The following is a 19770-nucleotide window of genomic DNA, read 5'->3' on the forward strand; positions in this document are numbered from 1 at the left end:
ATCAATCTCCTTGGGAGGCAGAGAGGAGGTTCGTATCGGTAAGTCGCCGCAGGCGGCCGAGGGATATGTAGGCGTCCACCAGCCGCTTCTCGGCGGCAAAGGGATGCTCTTCCCAGCCCGTGTGGCTGAAGCCGGTAATGGCGATATCGTCGTCTGGATAACGTGCCATCACTTCGGCGATCACGATCAGGCCGCTGCTCGGTACCACGTAGGAGCCGGGATCATGCTCTGCGAGCGCCGCATCGACACCTTCGTGAATGGATTGACCGATCACGACATGTCGCTTGCCGGTTGCCTGACAGAAGGCGGTGAACTGGTCGGTATAATCGTCGCAGAAATCGTCGAGTTCAGGATGCGAGATCGCCAGCGGTGCTCGCAGCGCCTCGAATTTGATCGGATCGCGCACGCTCCAGATTTCCGACGCGGAAGCAACGGCAGGGCTCTTGCGCCACTCGGCCGAGCCGAGCATGGCGCGCGCCGGCCGGCCTGTGTTGCACACCGCAACGACATCGGTCCGGCTGCCGCCGGCGCCCATCGAGCGGCAATCGTTGAAACGGATCACAAGATCGGCGGCATCGATGACAGCTGCGGCGCCTGCCGCAACCTCACCATTGCCGACGATCATCACGCTACGCCTGGAAATCACTGATCACCCTCCGGTCCATCGGCGAGGTCTTTCAGCTCCTTGGTGCGCTTCTTGGTCAGATCCGCTTTGCAGCCGGAAACGAGCATGGGCTCCATCGAGCCGCCTCGCGCCTGAAATCCCTGTGCCTCGCACTCGCCGTCGCGATAGTCCACCCAGGCACGCTGCGCCTTGATGAGCGCCTTTTCGGCGCCCTTCATGTCGTCGTCCAGATCCGCGTCGATGGCGACCATCGCAGCACGCGTCTTCTTGTATTGCGCGTTCAGCGCCTTGTCGGCCGTGTCGAAATCGAGCGCAGCGCAAATATTCAGATCCGTCTGCGCCTCTGCTTTGGCGCAATCGACCTTCGGTTCATCCGGATTGTTCTGCGCAAAGGCAGGACCACAAATCAGGGCCGCAGCAAGAGCTGCAGCGGGCGCAAGCATTTTAATCAACGTCAAACCCCCCAAAAGCTATAGCTTGCCCATGACCTGCTGACGGAAGCCGTAGACTTCGCGCTTGCCCGATAGCGGGATCAGCGTCACCGAGCGTGTCTGACCCGGCTCGAAACGCACGGCGGTTCCAGCGGGAATATCGAGCCGCATGCCCCTCGCCTGGTCGCGGTCGAAGGAAAGCCCGGCATTGGTTTCGGCAAAATGATAATGGCTGCCGACCTGCACCGGCCTGTCACCGGTATTGGAAACTTCGAGCGTCACGGTCGGCGCTCCGGCATTGAGTTCGATGTCGCCGCTCGCAGCGATGATTTCGCCTGGGATCATGGTTTTCTCCTCATGCGACCCGGACGGGCGCGCATCCCTCTGCTTTTAGAACACGCTTGGTCGAAGCGGGATATTTGACGAGCAAGGCTATCGGGCGGATGGGACGCTGGACGAAGTCGCCGCCGCAATTCGGACAAGCGCCGCCCAATACGCTGTCGACACAATCGGCGCAGAAGGTGCACTCGAAAGTGCAGATCATCGCTTCCTTGCTCTGCGGCGGCAAATTCCTGTCGCAGCATTCGCAATTGGGCCTCAGCTCCAGCATGGCAACCTCACCGAATGGGTTCGTGGACGGTCACAAGCTTGGTGCCGTCGGGAAATGTCGCCTCGACCTGAACATCATGGATCATCTCGGCAATGCCTTCCATCACCTGATCGCGGGTGATGACATGGGCGCCGGCCTCCATCAGTTCGGCGACCGGCCGTCCGTCCCGCGCGCCCTCGATTACGAAATCCGTGATCAGCGCGATGGCTTCGGGATGATTGAGCTTGACGCCACGCTCCAGCCGCCGCCGCGCCACCATCGCCGCCATGGAAATCAGCAGCTTGTCTTTTTCTCTCGGAGTGAGGTTCATCGCCTACCTATGTGATTGCTGTTGTCAGAGCATGATGCCGAAAGGTGTGAGCGGTTTTCGGCATCATGCTCTATTTCTTTGATTTTGGAGCTGGATGATTTTAGGTCAAGCAGACCTAAAATCATCCAGCTCCAGGGACTATAGGTTCCAGACTTTCGGCACAGGCGCTCCATTGCGCAAGGCGGAAATGATCGGAATGAGGATTTTTCTGAGCGCGAAACCATCAGCAGCGACAAGCCGCACGACGAGCTTCTCGCCCCAGTGGCTGGCGCCTCCCATATGGGTTTCGAGGAGCGGCCTGATCCGGCCGAGGTAGGTTTCGGCCAGCGGGCCGACATAGAGCAAGGTCGCAAAGGCCACCTGCCCTCCAAGCACCGCCATTTTCGCCGTCAAGGCGGCCACATCGCCATCCAGCCGCAGTTCCTCGGCGTGAACAAGCCGCCCGCCACGGCGAATGCGCCAACGATCACGGAACAACCCCTGCTCCATCGCCTCACCCATGGCTTTCCGCCCGAGCAAGATCGCCTCGACGGCGAGGAATTCGGCCCTATCGTCAAGCTCGACATTTAGCGAACGCGAAAGCGAGGCGCGGTCGAACAGGATGGTCTCCTGCGGCAGCCAATCGACCCGAGCGCCGCTACCGACCCTGATCGAGGTTTCAACCTCGGCCGTGCCAGTCGACGCCTTATAGATCTTTTCGCAGGCCTGCGTCGTCACATCGATGCGCGTGCCCGGCGCGGCGACAATGCTCCAGTCCATCCGGTCGCCGCCGGTCAGACCGCCGGCAGTGTTGATGATGACGGCCTCCATGGAATGATCGAAGGTTTCTGGCAGCCTGATCTTCGCCGCCCCCTCTTGGAAGAGCTCGGCAAGGCGCGTGCGACCGCCAAGCGACTTGGCCGCAAGATGGCCGCGACCTCGCGCCCTCTGCGGTCTTGTGCTTGCCGCCGTCATTGCCATCAGCTTCTCCACATATCACATCATGCCAAAGCCCGGCCATTGAAGCCCGGCAAGGAATAAATGCAAGCAATTCCTGTGCCTTATGCGATCTCCCGCAATATCGGCCCGACGCCGATCGCGTCAGCCGCATTTTTCGTCAAACGCCGAAAAGAAAGGCAATGATCGTCACCGCTGCCGAAAGAGTCGCACTATGCCTTCACCACCATGAAGAAGAGGAAGCGTGGCTTGGTCGTCAGGCTCTTGAATGCGTCCGGGAAAAGAGTGCTGACCCTCGCGTCCGGCTGCGGCTCGCTCACGACATCGATCCGAAATCCAGCCGATTTCAACGCATCGAACATGGCGTGGAGCGGCCGGTGCCAGAACCGCATGGTGATGTCCTTGCCGCCGCGATGCCACGTCTCGCTGAAATTATAGGTCTCGAAATAGCTCTCACCGCTGGCCGGATCATGATCCATGAACGGATGATGCGTCGAAAAAATCAGACGACCGCCATCGGACAAGACGCGTCGGAATTCCGAAAGAGGCCGCGACCAATCGTGCAGGTAATGCATGACAAGTGAGGCCATGACCAAATCGAACGCGCCGTCTTCGAAAGGCAACCGCTCGTTCAAATCAGCCAGCAACAATCGCGCCCGCCCTTCCAGGCGACGCCGTGCGATTTCGAGCAAGCCGGCACTCGCATCGACACCGGTCAGGATCGCTCCTCGATCGACCAGAGCTGCCGCATGAGCACCGCCTCCGCAACCCGCATCGAGGACGCGAAGTCCGGCAACGTCGCCGGCAAGCGAGAGAATTGCGGGCCGCTCATAATAGGCATTCCAGGCATTGTTCTCGTTGTCGGCCTGATAGGCGGCTGCGAACGCATCATAGTCATTCTCAGACACTGTTCCTCCTTGCCGGAAAGCGGCATGCATGACAGCACTTCAGGTGGTTGGCGCCGTCACCTTATGGACGCGCGACCTCTCGGGCAATGTTGTATCGCCGCGGTCCCACCTAGACCACGCGGTCCGGCAGCTCCCTTCCGGCAAAAAAAGCAGTGATATTGTCGACGACCTTCATGCCCATGGCCGTGCGCGTTTCTTCCGTGGCGCTGCCGAGATGCGGCAGGAGCACGACATTGTCCATTTCCCGCAGCCGCTCCGGAATATGCGGCTCCGCTTCATAGACATCGAGGCCGGCGCCGCGGATCGTTCCCTGCTCCAACGCCGCAATCAGCGCCGTCTCGTCGACGACATCGCCCCTTGCGGTATTGATCAGGAAGGCGCCGGGCTTCATGGCGGCAAGGCGGTCCGCATTCATCAGATGGCGGTTCTCGGCGCCGCCGGGGCAATGCAGAGAGACGAAATCGGAGACGTCCAAAACATCCTCGACCGTCTGCAGTTGCACGGCGCCATAGCGTGCGGCCTCCATGGGATCGATGGCGGAGCGGTTGTAGAAAACGACATCCATGCCGAAGCCAAAATGGCAACGTTGCGCGAAGGCACGACCGATACGGCCGAAGCCGATGATGCCGACGGTCTTGCCCGTCACTTTGGTACCGACCAGATGCGTTGGTCGCCAGCCGCTCCAGCCGCCGGCTCTGACTTCGCGCTCGCCTTCGCCGCCACGCCGGGCAACCGAAAGAAGCAGCAGCATGGCGATATCGGCCGTGCAGTCCGTCAGCACGCCTGGCGTGTTGGTGACGACTACGCCCTTTTCCTTGGCAGCCTTGATATCGATGTGATTGAAGCCGACGCCGAAATTGCCGAGGATCTTCGTCCGGATCGCCTCTCCCTCGAAAAGCGGGGCCGGAAGCTTGTCGGAAACGGTCGGCAGGACGGCGTCATAGCTGAGCAACGCCTCGCGCAGCTGCGCCGCGTCCAGCGCTACGTCATCCTTGTTCAGAGTGGTGTCGAAACGCTCCGAAAGCACCGCCTCGACCGCCGACGGCCAGCGCCGGGTCACAAGAATACGGGGTTTGCTCATACTGTGATCCTCCTGCCGATACGGGGGCAGACTTAAAGCAGCTTCGGCATGAAGGAAATGGCGAACCGATATCGCGAATGTGAAAAAGCCCGGCCAATGGCCGGGCTTTCCAGATCTTGCCTATGCCGGAAAACCGGCATCGCAAAGCTTACTTCGCGATTTCGGCGTAGTTGTACTTGCCGTCAGAACCCTTGGACCACTTGTACATGACGTAGTCCGGGCGGGTGATGTCGCCCTTGGCATTGAAGCCGAGGTCGCCGATAGCGGTCTTGAACGGACCCTTTGCCTTGATCGCGTCAGCAACTGCCATCGGATCGTTGGAACCCGCAGCCTTGGCGGCGGCAGCGATAACCTGCAGAGCCGAGTACGAGTAGAGCGTGTAGCCTTCCGGCTCGTAGCCGGCAGCGCGGAACTTCGCGACGAGATCGGCGGAAGCCGGGTTCTTGCGCGGGTCCGGAGCGAAGGTCATCAGCGTGCCGTCAACCGCATCGCCAGCGATCGAGGCCAGCTCGTTCGAGACGATACCGTCACCCGACATGAAGTGAGCCTTCACGCCCTGGTCGGCCATCTGACGCATGATGAGGCCGGCTTCGGTATGCAGACCGCCGTAGTATACGAAGTCGACGCCAGCCTGCTTCATCTTGGCGATGAGGGCCGAGTAGTCCTTGTCGCCGGGGGTGATGCCTTCATAAAGAACTTCCTTCACGCCGTCGGCGTTGAGGTTCTTCTTGGTTTCGTCAGCCAGGCCCTGACCATACGGGGTCTTGTCATGAACGACGGCAACCTTGGCGCCCTTGAAATTGTCGGCGATATACTTGCCGGCAACCTCGCCCTGCTGGTCGTCACGACCGCAAGTACGGAAGGTGTTCCACAGGCCGCGTTCGGTGAATTGCGGGTTGGTCGAAGCGGGAGTGATCTGCAGGATGCCGTTTTCAGCGTAGACTTCCGAAGCCGGAATGGAAACGCCCGAGTTGAAGTGACCGACAACGAACTTGACGCCGTCAGCGACGAACTTGTTGGCAACCGAAACACCCTGCTTGGCGTCGGAGACGTCGTCGCCGAGTTCGATCTTGATCTTTTCCCCGTTGATGCCGCCGGCTGCATTGATGTCGGCAGCTGCCTGCTCTGCACCCTTCTGAAGCTGCGCGCCAAACGCAGCATTCGGGCCCGTCAACGGACCGCCAACGCCAACAATGATGTCTGCCTTCGCAACGCCGCCGAAAGCGATCATCGCCGACAAAGCCACCGCCGACAGAAGATACTTCTTCATATTATTACTCCCAATTTTTAAGCGGGTTCCGTTTGATCTGCCCTGCGCGATACCCACCAATCATCACGCCGGTAACGCTTGCATTCCGAACTCTGGAAGCATGACCCGGCCCGTTCCCGTCTGTTTTTTATGGGCTGGGTGACGCTCTTGGTTGTACGCAGACTGTGCCTAGTTTAGGCGCACTGTCAATTCTTCTTCTTCCAAGAAAAGGCCGAGGTCTTTTCATAGAGCCAGTAATAATTATTCACCATCTGATCGGTACGCCGATACCTGTACCCCGCCGTCGCAAAGACGAGCAGAAGTACGACGTCGATGATGTAGATAGTGACGTCGAACACCGGGCCGCTGAACAGCGCATGATGCAGAAACTGCAGGCCAAGGCCGATCAGAAAGCTGTAGATGACGACAAGCGGATAGGTTTCCCAGTTGGACGCGACGGCGCGGCCGGCGCGCCATGCGGTCCAGAAACCCAGGATGACGATAACAGCGCGGATGACCATGCGGCCGCCGGTATCGCTGTCGAAGAGAAGTCCCTGCATCTCAAATTCTCCGCGAAACGAAACTCAATGATGTCCGCCTTCGAGATAGGCGGCGCGCACTTCCGGATTGGCGAGCAGTTCCTTGCCCGAACCGCTCATCGTCACCCGGCCGTTGACCATCACATAGGCGCGGTCTGAAAGCTTCAGCGCCGCAAAGGCGTTCTGCTCGACGAGGAACACGGTCAGCCCCTGAGTCTGGTTCAGGACCTTGATGGCTTCGAAAATGCCTTTGACGATCAGCGGCGCCAGACCGAGCGACGGCTCGTCGAGAAGCAACAGCTTGGGGCGTGCCATCAGCGCACGGCCGATCGAGAGCATCTGCTGCTCGCCACCCGAAAGCGTACCGCCGCGCTGCGACTGTCGCTCCTTCAGGCGCGGGAAGAGCGTGAAGATCTTCTCGACGTCCTCGCTGAAGTATTTGAGCTTGTCGAGGCTCGCCCCCATCTGCAGGTTTTCGTAGACCGTCATGCGCGGGAAGATGCGCCGCCCCTCCGGCGACTGCGCGATGCGAAGCCGGGCAATCTCATGCGTCGGCATGCGCGTGATATCGCGGCCGTCGAAGGTGACCGAGCCGGTGCGCGCCTGCGGGCTGCCGCAGATCGTCATCATCAGCGTCGATTTGCCGGCACCGTTGGCGCCGATCAGGCTGACGATCTCGCCGCTGTTGACTTCGATGTCGACGCCGGCAAGAGCGCGGATATTGCCGTAATAGGTTTCGACACCCGCGACTTTCAGAAGTGGTTGCGCCGCCATCAATGTTCACCCTCTTGGAGGTGCTCGACTTCGGCAATCACCTCTTCCACTTCCTCATCTTCGACGCCCAGATAGGCAGCGATCACTCGAGGGTCGTTCTTGACCTCATCCGGCGTGCCGTCGGCAATCTTCTGCCCATATTCGAGCACGATGACATGGTCGGAAATTTCCATGACCACGGACATGTCGTGTTCGATCAGCAGGATCGATGTGCCGGTGTCCTTGCGGATGCTGCGCAGGAATTCGTTCAGGACCAGAGACTCGCGAGGATTGAGACCGGCGGCCGGCTCGTCCAGGCAAAGAAGTTCCGGACCCGTGCACATGGCGCGGGCAATTTCCAGGCGACGTTGCGCTCCATAAGGCAGGTCGCCGGCGGGATCGTCGGCGCGATCGATGAGATCAGCCTTTTCCAGCCAGAAACGCGCCAGCTCGATCGCATTCTTCGCCTCGGAACGATAGCGGCCGATGCCGAGCAGACCGAGGATCGTATAGCCGGAGGCACGCATCAGCTTGTTGTGCTGCGCGACCAGCAGGTTTTCGAGCACGGTGAGGCCCGAAAACAAGCGGATGTTCTGGAAGGTACGCGCCACCTTGGCTTCGCGCGTGATCCGAAAATCCGGAAGCCGCTCCAGGAGGTATTCCTTGCCGGCCTTCTGGTTGAGCGTGATCATACCCATCGTCGGCTTGTAGAAGCCGGTGATGCAGTTGAACACCGTGGTCTTGCCGGCGCCGTTCGGGCCGATCAGCGCCGTGATGTCGCCGCGCTTCGCTTCGAACGAGAAGTCGTTGATCGCCATAAGGCCGCCGAACTTCATCGACAGGTGATCGACCTTCAACAGAATGTCGTCGGGGGTTGTGGTCACAGCGTTCATCAGCCGTGGCCCTCCTTGGTAAAGCTGCCGGAGATCGCTTTTCGCTCCTTGAGGAAGGCGGTTGGCTCACGCGTGCCGACAAAGCCGCGCGGCTTGAAGATCATCACGACCACCATGGCAAGGCCGAAGATCAGCATGCGGTAGAGTTCCGGGGTGAAGTCCGGCCCGAAGATCAGCTTGAGGAAATCCATGTCGCGCAGCAGCTCGGTGCCGCCGACCATGGCGATCGCGGCAATCGCGATGCCCTTCAGCGATCCCATGCCGCCGAGAACGACGATGGCAAGGATCACGGCGGATTCGAGGAAGACGAAGGATTCCGGCGAGACGAAACCCTGACGTGCCGCGAAGAACGACCCTGCGAAGCCGCCGAACATCGCGCCGGTGGCAAAAGCCGTGAGCTTCGTCGTCACCGTATTGATGCCGAGCGAGCGGCAGGCGATTTCATCCTCGCGCAGCGCTTCCCACGCACGTCCGATCGGCATCCGACGCAGGCGGATCGTCACATAGGCGGTCAGCATGCAGAGCAACAGGATGACGTAGAACAGGAAGATCTTGTACCAGGCAGACGAGATCGGCAGACCGAAGCTGCGGACGAAGTTGTGCGGATCCTTCATATCGAAGGTATAGATGCCGAAGAGCGACGCCTTGGTGATGTTGGAGATGCCGAAGCTGCCCTGTGTCACATCGGTCCAGTTGGTCAGCACGATGCGGATGATTTCGCCGAAGGCCAGCGTGACGATCGCCAGATAGTCACCTCGCAGACGTAGGACCGGAAAGCCCAGGATCATGCCCCAGAGCCCTGCAAGAAGGCCCGATATCGGCAGAAGCAGCCAGAAGGACAGGCCGAAATGCATCGATAACAGCGCGTAGGAATAGGCACCGACCGCGTAGAAGGCAACATAACCGAGGTCGAGCAGGCCGGCGAGGCCGACGACGATGTTCAGACCCCAGGCGAGCATCACGTAGATAAGGATCTGAATGCCGAAATTGTCGACATAGGTCAGCGACCCCTGCGGACCCAAGATCGCCACTGCCGCCAACGGATAGATGAGCAGGAGCACGAGCGCGATCTTGTTGAAATGCCTGGCGGCGAAGCTGGGTTCGCCCTCCACCTCAACCACCTTGGCCTTGGCGGCCTTTCGCGCGGCCAGGTAAGGCTGAACGAAGACCGTCATGATAAAGCGGCCGACGGCAGCGATTGCAACGATGATCGCCAGAAGGCCCCAGCGCTGCACGATGATCAGCTTGTTGTCCATGTTCTGATCGGTCTTGAGACCGATATAGAGGACGAACATGCCGAAGGCGATGACAGCGGTCCAGAGGGCGTCCGTAATCCCCTTCTGGACAAGGCCGGGTGCGGTCTTGCCTGCAACGAAGTTTGAATTTGCCATGGCGTTATACCTTTTCGACTTCCGGCCGCCCGAGGATGCCCGTCGGCTTGAAGATCAGAACGAAAGCAAGGATGCCGTATGTCGCGACATCCTTATACGCGATGGGAAAATTGCCAGACCAGAACGACTCGATGAAGCCGATCATCAGACCACCGAGAACAGCGCCCGGAAGCGAGCCAATGCCGCCCAGAACCGCAGCCGTGAAGGCCTTGACACCCGGCACGAAGCCGTCCGTGAAGTTGGCGACGCCATAATACATCAGATACATCGTGCCGGCGACGGCAGCCAATGCCGCACCCATGATGAAGGTGATCGAGATGGTGCGATCGACATTGATGCCGAGCAGCGCCGCCATCTTGCGGTCCTGTTCGGTCGCCCGCTGAGCACGCCCAAGCGCCGTCTTGTTGACGATATACCAGAAGGCGGCCAGCAACACGACGGTAACGATGAAGATGATGATCTGCTTCAGGGACAGCGAGACGCCGCCGAAGTTGTAGACATCACCCACAAGCGTCGGGATCGGCTTGTTACGCGGACCCTGTGCGACCTGGATGAAATTCGACAGAACGATCGACATGCCGATCGCCGTGATCAGCGGCGCAAGGCGGAACGAACCGCGCAGCGGCCGATAAGCCACCCGCTCGATCACCCAATTCCACAGGCTCGTCATCAGCATGGCGACAATCAGCATGACAAGCAGCATGATCGCAACCGGCAGGCCGGCGAAGAGCGAAACGAGAACCAGATAGGTGATGAGAGCAGCGAAACCGCCGAGCATGAAAACGTCACCGTGGGCAAAGTTGATCATGCCGATGATGCCGTAAACCATGGTATAACCAATGGCGATCAGGCCGTAGATCGACCCGAGAGTCAGCCCGTTTAAGAGCTGCTGGATAAAATAATCCATATGTCATTTCCCCTGGATGCGGCGTCATACGACCACATCTCTTATTACTTTTTTAGGTTCCTTCTAGAGGCCTATGGCCGCGATTCCATACTGGTTTCGAAGGAAATGTGAAGCCAAAAAGGCGAGAAATTGACAAATTCTTTTCAAATCGCCGTGCGCTGATGCGAATCCGACCAAAAATGACACGAAAGCGGCAGGTCGTGGCTCAAAATTAGCCAAAACCGTCAAGCGACGCGTGCGCTTTGAAGAGCTTTTGTCAGAGGCGGACCTCGTCAGGCCCGCCATAATAGTCGTCTGAACCGCGACTTTACGCGCGCATCCTGGCGCCATCCGCATCGAACAGCGGCTCGGCCTGCAGCTTTGCCGGCAAGAGTTCGCCGAGCAATTCGATCGACCATCCCTGCGTCTCGTCGGCGATTTCCTTCGGCACATAACCGACGGCGACCGAAAGGCCGGAGCCGTGCGCATAGCCACCCGACGTCACCCAGCCGCAAACCGCGCCATTGTGATAGATCGGCTCGTCGCCGATGACGTCGGCATCCCCCGCCGAAAGGATGAAGGTGCGCAGCCGCAAGGTGCCACCCTCCGCCTTCTCTTTGGCGGCAGCCGCCTTGCCGATGAAATCAGCTTCCTTGGACAGCGCCACGAATCGGTTGAGACCGGCCTCGAACGGCCCGTAGAGCGGCCGGTATTCGCGTGCCCAGCTGCCATAGGACTTGTCGAGGCGCAGCGCATTCAGCGCTCTCAGCCCGAAGAGGCGGATATCGAACTCGGCGCCTTCCTGCATCAGAAGGTCGAAGATATAACGCTGATGCTCCGGCTTCATCCAGATCTCATAGCCGAGATCGCCCGTATAGGAGACGCGGCCGACAATCGCGGGCGCCATGCCGATATCCATGCGGCGGATCGACATGAAGGGGAACACGGCAGTCGAGAGATCCTGATGGGTCAGCTTCTGCAGCAGCTTGCGGGCGTTCGGACCAGCAATCGAGAGGCCGAGCAGCGAAAGACCGAGTGCTTTCAGCTCGACCGAACCATCCTTCGGCAACAGGCTTTCGAACCAGCGCATATGATAGGCTTCGGCAATGCCGGAGCCGATGAGAAGGAAATCCCCCTCACCGAGCTTCGCCAGCGTGAAATCGCCGATCAGCTTGCCGTCATGCTTCAACATCGGCGCCAGCGTCATGCGACCCACGGCCGGGATACGGCAGGTCAGTAGCCTGTCGAGGAAGGCTTCGGCGCCCGGTCCCTTGACCGAATATTTGGCAAAGCCCGAGGTCTCCATCAGGCCGACGCTCTCGCGCACTGCCTTGGCTTCGGCGCCGACGACATCGAAATCGTTGGAACGGCGCCAGGAGAATTGATCGACCTCACCCTTCGGCGCGAACCACAATGCCTGTTCGAGACCGTAGTAAGCACCGAAGACGCCGCCGGCCTCCTTCAACTTGTCGTAGATCGGTGTCGTCAGCAGCGGGCGCGCGGCCGGCAGCTCCTCGTTCGGATAGCGGATCGAGAAGCGGCGGGCATAGTTCTCGCGCACCTTGGCATTCGTATAGGCGAGCGTCGCGTAGTCGCCATAGCGGGAAACGTCCATGGCGAAGACGTCGAAGCCCGGATCGCCGTAGATCATCCAGTTGGCGAGCGCGAGACCGACGCCGCCGCCCTGGCTGAAGCCGGCCATGACGGCGCAGGCCGACCAGTAATTGCGAAGCCCGCGCACCGGGCCGACAAGCGGATTACCATCCGGCGAGAAGGTGAACGGGCCGTTGATGATCCGCTTGATACCGGCATTGTTGAAGGCCGGGAAATGGCGGAAGCCGACTTCCAGCTCCGGCGTGATGCGCTCGATATCCTCGGCCAGCAACTCGTGGCCGAAATCCCAGGGCGTCGTCACCGGCGACCATGGGCGACATGCCTTTTCATAGGTGCCCATCAGCATGCCCTGCCGCTCCTGGCGCAGATAGATCTCGCCGTCGAAGTCGACGCAGTGCATCAGCTCCTTGCCTGTCGTCTTGTTGAAGTCGATGACCTCGGGCATGTCCTCGGTAATGAGGTACATATGCTCCATGGCGAGCACCGGCAGCTCGAGCCCCACCATGCGGCCGACTTCGCGCGCCCAGAGGCCGGCGGCGTTGACCACATGCTCGGCGATGATCTCGCCCTGGTTGGTGATGACGCGCCAGGAGCCATCCTCGCGCTGCACCAGCTCTTCCACCTTGGTATGCAGGTAGATCTCGGCACCGTTCTTCTTGGCCGAACGGGCATAGGCATGTGTGGTGCCATAGGGGTCGAGATGGCCTTCGACGGGATCGTAAAGCGCGCCAACGAACTGATCGGGGTCGAGAAGCGGCATCATCTCATGCGCTTCCTTCGGCGTCAGCAGCGTCGCTTCAAGGCCATTGTAGCGGCCCTTGGCGAGAATGGACTTCAACCAGTCGAAGCGCTGCGGCGTGGCGGCCAGCATCAGGCCGGAGGTCAGGTGCAGACCGATGTCCTGGCCGGAATATTCCTCGATCTCCTTGTAGAGCTCGACCGTATATTTCTGTAGCTTGGCAACGTTTGGATCGCCGTTGATCGTATGCATGCCGCCGGCGGCATGCCAGGTCGAGCCGGATGTCAGTTCGGAGCGCTCGAGCAGCACCACATCCTTCCAGCCGAATTTCGTCAGGTGATAGAGCACCGAACATCCGACGACACCGCCACCGATGACGACGACCTTGGCATGGCTTTTCATCTGGGAATCCCCTGTTTTCGGCACGAAGCCGTCGGGTGTCTTCCCGTGCGACCGGCCGTATTTGAGAGGAAACCTAGAGACTATCCGATAGGCCAAATAGCCCGAACTGCGAAACCGATATGCCTGTTTGCGCCATCGCAATTGTTCGGATCGCGCCATCGGCCATCACATGCGCAAGCTGGCCAGCAAGGCATTCGACATCAGGCAACATAAGGCTTTTCAGTCGGTGAAGCCCGCCGTAAGCGCGAACTCGCGGCCCATCTCCATGATCTCTTCGAACACGCTGCCGGCATAGGAACGCGGCACGATGATTTCGAAGCGATCGGGGCCAGTGCGCGCAACATTGGCGCTGACATGACAGCAGAGCATATTGGCCGAATGGCCCTCGGCAAAAACCTGCGGATGCAAATCGACGGCGACGCATTTGGCGAGGATGCGACGGACGTTGGGGCCGGAAATGTGGAGCAGTACGCGCCCGTCACTTTGCTCGAAGAAGGAGGCACGAGCCGGATCGAGCGTGAAGAGATCCCGCGCCATACTATCGGCGCCGAGCGTCTCCGATACCACGAACCATTCTCTAGGTCCGGCATCGCGAACCGATACGTCCTTCAACGCCTTCAGGCTTGCCAAAACGCCGTCCTGATCTCCCGCCCTGCCAAGCACGGAGAAGATGGCCGGGCGGCGCACCACCGCGAGATGATTCGGATTGGCTGCAGCCTCGAAGCCGGAAATATGATCTTCCAGCACATGCCTGTTCTGAAAAGCGACGCTCATCGATCCCTCATCCCTGAAGCTTCTTGTTGTCCGGATCGATGAAGACCGGGCTGCAGACCTCTGCCGCCACTTCCTCGCCGCGCAATCCGTCCCAGACTGTCACGCGCTCGCCGATGCGCTCCCGGCCCGACTTCAGGAAAGCCAGCGCGATCGAGTGACCGAGAATGGGCGAGAAGCAGACCGAGGAAACATAGCCTTGATCGTTCACGGTCGAGGGTCGGGCGCCCTCCTTCAAAATATGCGCGCCGGCATGGAACTCTTTCGCGGTGTCGATCGGCTTCAGGCCCACAAGCTGGCCGCGGTCGGCGGCGGTCAGACCAAAGCGTGTCGACAGCCTCTTGCCGATGAAATCATGCTTCTGCGTCGACAGCATGCGGCCAAGCCCGACATCGTCGGGCGTCGTACGCCCATCGAGCTCGCTATGAGTGACATGCCCCTTCTCGATACGCAGCACGTTGAGCGCTTCGACGCCGTAAGGGCAGATGCCGTGCGCTTTGCCCGCCTCCATGATCGCATCCGCAACCGCCTCGCCATAGCCGGCCGGCACCGCCAACTCATAGGCCAGTTCGCCCGAGAAGGAGATGCGGAACAGACGCGCCCTAAGCCCACCCTTCAACAGCACTTCGGCGGCGGCGAGGAACGGGAAGAAGGCGTCGGAAATATCATCCTCGACAATCTGCTCCAGCACCAGCCGTGCCTTTGGACCGGCAATCGCCATCTGCGCCCATTGATCGGAGGAGGAGACGAAGCGAACATCGAGCTGCGGCCAAAGCGTCTGCGCTGAGAATTCCATATGCGTCATCACCTCGCCGGCCATTGCCGTCGTGGTCGTCATGAAGAAATGGTCTGGTGTCAGCCGGCTCGTCGTGCCGTCGTCGAAAACCATGCCGTCTTCGCGCAGCATCAGGCCATAGCGTGCCTTGCCGATCGGCAGTTTCAGAAAAGCGTTGGAATATAGACGGTTGAGGAACTCCGCCGCATCCTTGCCGAAAATCTCGATCTTGCCGAGCGTCGACACGTCGCAGATGCCGACATTGTTGCGGACGTTCAGCACCTCGCGGTCAACACTGTCGCGCCAGCCCTTCTCGCCCGGTCGGGCAAACCAGGACGAACGATACCAGAGGCCGGCCTCGACAAAGGCCGCGCCATTCTTCTTCGCCCAGCCATGCAGCGGCGATTCCCGGACCGGCTGCGCGTGCTTGTCGCGCGCCGTGCCCGCAAGCGCACCGAAGGAGACAGGCGTATAGAACGGCCGGAAGGTCGTCGTGCCGACGGCAGCCGGGCTGACGCCGCGCATGCCGGCGATAATGCCGGCGGCGTTGACATTGCCGAGCTTTCCCTGATCCGTCGCCATGCCGCTCGTCGTATAGCGCTTGGCATGTTCCACATGGCCGAAGCCCTCGCGCAGGGCGAGGCCCAGATCCTTGGCATGGACGTCGTTCTGGAAGTCGACGAATGCCTTGTCCTTCGCGCCAGGCACATGCCAGATCGCAGCAAAAGACGGATCATAGTCTCCCTCGACTTCGGGCAGATCGGCAGCATGCGCCGCGCGGCCGAGGCTTTCGACGATCAGCCGTGCCTTTTCCGCACCATCGGCGAGACAGCCTGAAACGCTCTCGATACCACCAGCCGAGCCGGCGATCTCCAGTTCGCCGCCGATGATCGGCGCCATGAACGCCTGCTTTTCGTCCGACCAGATCGGCTTGGCGCCGCGCTGGCAGGCAAGATGGATGATCGGCGACCAACCACCCGACATGGCCAGCGCATCGCAGACAATCAACTCATCAAGTCCGCCGCGATCGGCAATGACACCGCTGATGCGATGCTTACCCTTGGTCGCATGCACGCTTGCTCCATGCACGACGCGGACACCCTGGGGAGCAGCGTCGGCCGATGCGACGCGCGTATCGAGGATCGCCGAAATCTCGACGCCTGCGGCGGCGAGGTCGGCCGCAGTGCGATAGCCCGAGCCGCCATTGGTGAAGACGGCAACCTTCTGCCCGGCAACGACGCCATAACGGTTAAGGTAGCTGCGCATGGCGCCGGCCATCATCACGCCCGGACGATCATTGCCGCCGAACACCAGCGGCCGCTCTTCGGCACCGGAGGCAAGAATGGCGCGCTTGGCGGCGATGCGCCAGAGACGCTCCACGGGAAGATCCGGCGATGGCATCGCCACATGCTTCTGAACCTTCTCGACGGCGCCGAAAACATTGCCATCATACCAGCCGAACACGGTAGTGCGGGGCATCAAGGTCACGTTCTCGAAGCTCTGCAGTTCTTCAAGCGTCGCCTGGACGAAGATATCGGCAGGAGCACCACCGATCGTCAGCCTTTCCGAAAGCAGTGAGCCGCCGAGACGGAAACCTTCATCCGCCAGCACGATGCGCAAGCCGGCGCGGGCAGCGGTCAGAGCCGCCATCAGGCCCGCCGGACCGGAACCGATGACAAGCAGGTCGCAATGTGCCCAAACCTTCTCATAGCGGTCCGGATCGGCCTGCATGACGGCCTTGCCGAGGCCGGCAGCGCGCCGGATGATCGGCTCATAAACCTTCTCCCAGAAGGCGGCCGGCCACATGAAGGTCTTGTAGTAGAAGCCCGCCCCGAGGAACGGCGACAACAGGCTGTTGACCGAGCCGAAGTCGTGCTTCAGCGACGGCCAGCGGTTCTGGCTCACGGCCGCCATGCCCTGATAGAGCTCGGCGACGGTGGCGCGCGTATTCGGCTCGGTGCGGCCATCCTTGCCGATGGTGACGAGCGCGTTGGGCTCCGCCGACCCAGCTGTCAGGATGCCGCGCGGCCGATGATATTTGAAGCTGCGCCCGACCAGCAGCTGGTCGTTGGCGAGCAGAGCGGCGGCGAGCGTATCACCCTCCAGTCCCTTCATCTCCTTGCCGTCGAACTGGAAGGAAAGCGGCCGGCTGCGATTGACGAGACCGCCGGTCGACAGACGATAGGCCGTCATCGTGCCGCCTCCTTCGCCTTGTCCTCGGCGTCGGTAACGGAAAAGACCTCATGGGTGACATTGCTGCGCTCGACGACCAGCCAGCGGCGACACCCGGCGCTGTGATGCCAATATTCCTCAATACGGCCGCGTTCATTGTCGCGGATGAAGACGTAACGGTTCCAGTCCTCGTCCGGCGCGGTCGGCGCCGGGCGGACGACGGAGGCGCCGCGAATGGAGAATTCTTCCTTGGGTCGCACGCCGCAATGCGGGCAGTTGATCAAGCTTGCCATTGGTATTGTGCCCTCAATGCAGGTTCGGCTGCGGACCCTTGCCGCCTTCGTCGATCGCAAAGCCGCGCTCGAAGCGGTCGAGACGCAGAAGACGGCTGACATCGTGGCTCTCGTTCTTGGCGATCAGATGCGCGAAGCAGAAGCCCGAGGCCGGCGTCGCTTTGAAGCCGCCATAGTTCCAGCCGCAGTTCAGATAGAGATTTTCAATGGGCGTGCGATCGATGATCGGCGAGCCGTCCATGCTCATGTCCATGACGCCGCCCCAGGTGCGCAACACGCGGACGCGCGACAGGCCGGGGATGAGCGCCACCCCCTCCTCCATCGTATGCTCGACGGTGGCGAGATTGCCGCGCTGCGCATAGGAGCTGTAGTAGTCGATATCGGCCCCGAAGACCAAACCACCCTTGTCGGACTGCGAGATATAGAAGTGTCCCGCGCCATAGGTAATGACATTGTCGATGACGGGCTTCAGCCCCTCGGACACGAAAGCCTGAAGCACATGGGTTTCGATCGGCAGCTCGAGATCGGCCATGTTGCCGAGGATCGATGTGTGGCCGGCCGCCGCAAGCGCCAGCTTGTTGCAGCCAATGAAGCCGCGATTGGTCTCGACGCCGGTGACGATACCGTTTTCACGGCGGATGCCGATCACCTCGCATTGCTGGATGAGATCGACGCCGCGGCTGTCGGCGCCGCGCGCATAGCCCCAGGCAACCGCATCGTGCCGCGCCGTGCCGCCGCGACGCTGCAAGAGGCCGCCGAGGATCGGGAAGCGGGCATGATCGAAGTTCAGATACGGCATCATGCGCCGAACCTGCTCACGGTTCAGAAGCTCCGCATCGACCCCGTGCATGCGCATGGCATTGCCGCGCCGGGCATAGGCGTCGCGCTGGCCATCGGAATGGAACAGGTTGACGATGCCGCGCTGGGACACCATGGCATTATAGTTGAAGTCCTGCTCCAGCCCTTCCCAGAGCTTCATCGAAAACTCGTAGAATGGCTCGTTGCCGGGCAGCAGGTAGTTGGAACGGATAATCGTCGTGTTGCGGCCGACATTGCCGGAGCCGATATAGCTCTTTTCCAGCACGGCGACGTTGGTGATGCCGAATTCCTTGGCGAGATAGTAGGCCGTTGCGAGGCCATGTCCGCCGCCGCCGACGATAATGACGTCGTAATGTGGCTTCGGCTCCGGCGTCCGCCACACCGGCTGCCAATGACGATTGCCCGAAAACGCCTGTTTTAGAAGCTGATATGCCGAATATCGCATGCATTCATCCCGATACTACCCGGCGGCACATTCGCACATGCAATAAAAACGACAAGTCCCGAAAGAGCGAAAAAGCTTCGCAAACAGAACATGATCTTTTCCGAATGCGCAGTGACAAGCGACGCTTGCCCTCACAAATATGTCGCCGGACCGCCGAGAATCCAGCCTGCCTGGAAAGTCGGACAAAGCTCTGTTGCTAAACCCTCGCTCAAGCGTTAAGGCGAAGAAAGCCGGGGCATCGGAAGTCTAAACTTCGCAATCGCAACTTCCTATATATAATGTCCGGAGAGTTCAGGCGCGGACAGCGCGCGGAAGACGAAGACGCAAATGCTTGCAACATTCGAAAAGGCGGCGCTTGAAGCAGGAAAGGCCATTCTGGAGGTCTACCGTGCCGGCTACGCGGTTGCCCTGAAGCAGGATATGAGCCCCGTCACGCTGGCCGACGAGCGCGCCGAACACATCATTCTCAGGCACCTCGAACGCGATTTTCCCCATATCCCGGCCATTGCCGAGGAGCAGGTTTCCGCTGGCAAGATTCCCGATGTGCGAGGCCGCGCCTTCTTTCTGGTCGACCCGCTCGATGGTACCCGAGAATTCATCGAGCACCGCGACGAGTTCACCGTCAACATCGCCTACGTCGAGGACGGCATCCCCCTGATCGGCATCGTCTACGCACCGGCGCTCGGTGTCGCCTTTACCGGCGAGCCCGGCAGAGCCCGCAAGCTGATCGTCGACGAGCAATTTTCCGTTGCCGACCGCCTGACCATCGCCGTGCGCGAACCTCCGGCCAAGTTGACGGCGCTTGCCAGCCGCTGCAACAGCAATGCGAAAACCGAAGGCTTTCTCACCGACAATGCGGTCTCCGGCTGCACATCGATCGGTTCGTCGCTGAAGTTCTGTCTGCTCGCCGAGGGCAAGGCCGATGTTTATCCACGTTTCGGCCGCACCATGGAATGGGATACGGCAGCCGGCGATGCCGTGCTGCGGGCGGCGGGCGGCAAGACGGTCACGGTCGAAGGTGGCCTTCTGACCTATGGCAAGACCGACCAGAGTGAGGACGCCGACTTCGCCAATCCGCACTTCATCTGCTGGGGCGGACAGAAGCACGGCGTGTCGGCGTAAGTTTAT

General features: G+C 60.5%; 20 protein-coding genes. 1 reads left to right on the forward strand and 19 read right to left on the reverse strand.

Translation table 11 applies throughout. The features are described from left to right. Nucleotide 1: 1 nt before the first annotated feature. The 19 genes from ABOK31_RS11480 to ABOK31_RS11570 form a co-directional block, all read right to left on the reverse strand. Nucleotides 2-625, reverse strand: a complete 624-nt coding sequence (locus ABOK31_RS11480) for a Urease operon accessory protein (protein ID WP_174172206.1) — start codon at nucleotides 623-625, stop codon at nucleotides 2-4. A 17-nt stretch (nucleotides 626-642) separates the two neighbouring features. Beyond that, a complete protein-coding gene (locus ABOK31_RS11485) occupies nucleotides 643-1068 on the reverse strand; it encodes a lysozyme inhibitor LprI family protein (RefSeq protein WP_174172205.1) in 426 nt (141 codons plus the stop codon). A gap of 27 nt (nucleotides 1069-1095) precedes the next feature. Continuing rightward, a complete protein-coding gene (locus tag ABOK31_RS11490) occupies nucleotides 1096-1401 on the reverse strand; it encodes an urease subunit beta (protein ID WP_174172125.1) in 306 nt (101 codons plus the stop codon). A 10-nt stretch (nucleotides 1402-1411) separates the two neighbouring features. Further along, entirely contained in the window at nucleotides 1412-1666 is a 255-nt protein-coding gene (locus tag ABOK31_RS11495; RefSeq protein WP_349956122.1) for a DUF1272 domain-containing protein, read from the reverse strand. Nucleotides 1667-1673: 7 nt separating this feature from the next. Beyond that, on the reverse strand, nucleotides 1674-1976 hold the full coding sequence (locus ABOK31_RS11500) for an urease subunit gamma (RefSeq protein ID WP_349956123.1): 303 nt from the start codon (nucleotides 1974-1976) through the stop codon (nucleotides 1674-1676). A 138-nt stretch (nucleotides 1977-2114) separates the two neighbouring features. Beyond that, nucleotides 2115-2936 (reverse strand): urease accessory protein UreD, encoded by an 822-nt coding sequence (locus ABOK31_RS11505; protein WP_349956124.1) that lies wholly within the window; start codon nucleotides 2934-2936, stop codon nucleotides 2115-2117. A 188-nt stretch (nucleotides 2937-3124) separates the two neighbouring features. Beyond that, the gene (locus tag ABOK31_RS11510; protein WP_349956126.1) at nucleotides 3125-3820 is read right to left on the reverse strand and encodes a class I SAM-dependent methyltransferase; all 696 of its coding nucleotides are present in this window, start codon (nucleotides 3818-3820) and stop codon (nucleotides 3125-3127) included. A gap of 109 nt (nucleotides 3821-3929) precedes the next feature. Beyond that, a complete protein-coding gene (locus ABOK31_RS11515; RefSeq protein ID WP_349956127.1) occupies nucleotides 3930-4901 on the reverse strand; it encodes a D-glycerate dehydrogenase in 972 nt (323 codons plus the stop codon). A 148-nt stretch (nucleotides 4902-5049) separates the two neighbouring features. Continuing rightward, complete coding sequence (locus tag ABOK31_RS11520) at nucleotides 5050-6171, reverse strand: branched-chain amino acid ABC transporter substrate-binding protein (RefSeq protein ID WP_075851389.1); 1122 nt, start codon at nucleotides 6169-6171, stop codon at nucleotides 5050-5052. Between the two features lie 185 nt (nucleotides 6172-6356). Further along, on the reverse strand, nucleotides 6357-6710 hold the full coding sequence (locus ABOK31_RS11525; RefSeq protein ID WP_174172120.1) for a DUF6867 family protein: 354 nt from the start codon (nucleotides 6708-6710) through the stop codon (nucleotides 6357-6359). 24 nt (nucleotides 6711-6734) lie between these two features. Further along, complete coding sequence (locus tag ABOK31_RS11530) at nucleotides 6735-7463, reverse strand: ABC transporter ATP-binding protein (RefSeq protein WP_174172119.1); 729 nt, start codon at nucleotides 7461-7463, stop codon at nucleotides 6735-6737. After that, a complete protein-coding gene (locus ABOK31_RS11535) occupies nucleotides 7463-8335 on the reverse strand; it encodes an ABC transporter ATP-binding protein (RefSeq protein ID WP_174172118.1) in 873 nt (290 codons plus the stop codon). The genes ABOK31_RS11530 and ABOK31_RS11535 overlap by 1 nt, the downstream gene beginning before the upstream one ends. Beyond that, nucleotides 8335-9726, reverse strand: coding sequence for a high-affinity branched-chain amino acid ABC transporter permease LivM (livM, locus tag ABOK31_RS11540; protein ID WP_349956128.1), 1392 nt, complete (start codon nucleotides 9724-9726; stop codon nucleotides 8335-8337). The genes ABOK31_RS11535 and livM overlap by 1 nt, the downstream gene beginning before the upstream one ends. A gap of 4 nt (nucleotides 9727-9730) precedes the next feature. Further along, entirely contained in the window at nucleotides 9731-10633 is a 903-nt protein-coding gene (locus ABOK31_RS11545) for a branched-chain amino acid ABC transporter permease (protein WP_075851394.1), read from the reverse strand. Nucleotides 10634-10940: 307 nt separating this feature from the next. Further along, nucleotides 10941-13367: an FAD-dependent oxidoreductase gene (locus ABOK31_RS11550; protein ID WP_174172115.1), complete on the reverse strand. Its 2427-nt coding sequence runs from the start codon at nucleotides 13365-13367 to the stop codon at nucleotides 10941-10943. Between the two features lie 219 nt (nucleotides 13368-13586). Continuing rightward, nucleotides 13587-14141, reverse strand: a complete 555-nt coding sequence (locus tag ABOK31_RS11555; RefSeq protein WP_349956129.1) for a sarcosine oxidase subunit gamma family protein — start codon at nucleotides 14139-14141, stop codon at nucleotides 13587-13589. A 7-nt stretch (nucleotides 14142-14148) separates the two neighbouring features. After that, nucleotides 14149-17106 (reverse strand): sarcosine oxidase subunit alpha family protein, encoded by a 2958-nt coding sequence (locus ABOK31_RS11560; protein ID WP_349956130.1) that lies wholly within the window; start codon nucleotides 17104-17106, stop codon nucleotides 14149-14151. Continuing rightward, nucleotides 17103-17378 (reverse strand): sarcosine oxidase subunit delta, encoded by a 276-nt coding sequence (locus ABOK31_RS11565; protein ID WP_174172112.1) that lies wholly within the window; start codon nucleotides 17376-17378, stop codon nucleotides 17103-17105. Before ABOK31_RS11565 ends, ABOK31_RS11560 begins: the two co-directional genes overlap by 4 nt. A gap of 13 nt (nucleotides 17379-17391) precedes the next feature. After that, nucleotides 17392-18642 (reverse strand): sarcosine oxidase subunit beta family protein, encoded by a 1251-nt coding sequence (locus tag ABOK31_RS11570; protein ID WP_349956131.1) that lies wholly within the window; start codon nucleotides 18640-18642, stop codon nucleotides 17392-17394. Between the two features lie 327 nt (nucleotides 18643-18969). Here ABOK31_RS11570 and cysQ point away from each other — a divergent pair, with 327 nt between their 5' ends. Then, complete coding sequence (gene cysQ / locus ABOK31_RS11575) at nucleotides 18970-19764, forward strand: 3'(2'),5'-bisphosphate nucleotidase CysQ (protein ID WP_349956132.1); 795 nt, start codon at nucleotides 18970-18972, stop codon at nucleotides 19762-19764. Nucleotides 19765-19770 lie beyond the last annotated feature (6 nt).

Source organism: Rhizobium sp. ZPR4 (assembly GCF_040215725.1).
Classification (GTDB): domain Bacteria; phylum Pseudomonadota; class Alphaproteobacteria; order Rhizobiales; family Rhizobiaceae; genus Rhizobium; species Rhizobium rhizogenes_D.

Excerpts from the sequence above, each read along its gene's own strand:
- ABOK31_RS11480 (WP_174172206.1), bottom strand. The coding sequence starts at position 625 with ATGATCGTCGGCAATGGTGAGGTTGCGGCAGGCGCCGCAGCTGTCATC.
- ABOK31_RS11485 (WP_174172205.1), bottom strand. The coding sequence starts at position 1,068 with ATGCTTGCGCCCGCTGCAGCTCTTGCTGCGGCCCTGATTTGTGGTCCT.
- ABOK31_RS11490 (WP_174172125.1), bottom strand. The coding sequence starts at position 1,401 with ATGATCCCAGGCGAAATCATCGCTGCGAGCGGCGACATCGAACTCAAT.
- ABOK31_RS11495 (WP_349956122.1), bottom strand. The coding sequence starts at position 1,666 with ATGCTGGAGCTGAGGCCCAATTGCGAATGCTGCGACAGGAATTTGCCG.
- ABOK31_RS11500 (WP_349956123.1), bottom strand. The coding sequence starts at position 1,976 with ATGAACCTCACTCCGAGAGAAAAAGACAAGCTGCTGATTTCCATGGCG.
- ABOK31_RS11505 (WP_349956124.1), bottom strand. The coding sequence starts at position 2,936 with ATGGCAATGACGGCGGCAAGCACAAGACCGCAGAGGGCGCGAGGTCGC.
- ABOK31_RS11515 (WP_349956127.1), bottom strand. The coding sequence starts at position 4,901 with ATGAGCAAACCCCGTATTCTTGTGACCCGGCGCTGGCCGTCGGCGGTC.
- ABOK31_RS11520 (WP_075851389.1), bottom strand. The coding sequence starts at position 6,171 with ATGAAGAAGTATCTTCTGTCGGCGGTGGCTTTGTCGGCGATGATCGCT.
- ABOK31_RS11525 (WP_174172120.1), bottom strand. The coding sequence starts at position 6,710 with ATGCAGGGACTTCTCTTCGACAGCGATACCGGCGGCCGCATGGTCATC.
- ABOK31_RS11530 (WP_174172119.1), bottom strand. The coding sequence starts at position 7,463 with ATGGCGGCGCAACCACTTCTGAAAGTCGCGGGTGTCGAAACCTATTAC.
- ABOK31_RS11535 (WP_174172118.1), bottom strand. The coding sequence starts at position 8,335 with ATGAACGCTGTGACCACAACCCCCGACGACATTCTGTTGAAGGTCGAT.
- livM (WP_349956128.1), bottom strand. The coding sequence starts at position 9,726 with ATGGCAAATTCAAACTTCGTTGCAGGCAAGACCGCACCCGGCCTTGTC.
- ABOK31_RS11545 (WP_075851394.1), bottom strand. The coding sequence starts at position 10,633 with ATGGATTATTTTATCCAGCAGCTCTTAAACGGGCTGACTCTCGGGTCG.
- ABOK31_RS11550 (WP_174172115.1), bottom strand. The coding sequence starts at position 13,367 with ATGAAAAGCCATGCCAAGGTCGTCGTCATCGGTGGCGGTGTCGTCGGA.
- ABOK31_RS11555 (WP_349956129.1), bottom strand. The coding sequence starts at position 14,141 with ATGAGCGTCGCTTTTCAGAACAGGCATGTGCTGGAAGATCATATTTCC.
- ABOK31_RS11560 (WP_349956130.1), bottom strand. The coding sequence starts at position 17,106 with ATGACGGCCTATCGTCTGTCGACCGGCGGTCTCGTCAATCGCAGCCGG.
- ABOK31_RS11565 (WP_174172112.1), bottom strand. The coding sequence starts at position 17,378 with ATGGCAAGCTTGATCAACTGCCCGCATTGCGGCGTGCGACCCAAGGAA.
- ABOK31_RS11570 (WP_349956131.1), bottom strand. The coding sequence starts at position 18,642 with ATGCGATATTCGGCATATCAGCTTCTAAAACAGGCGTTTTCGGGCAAT.
- cysQ (WP_349956132.1), top strand. The coding sequence starts at position 18,970 with ATGCTTGCAACATTCGAAAAGGCGGCGCTTGAAGCAGGAAAGGCCATT.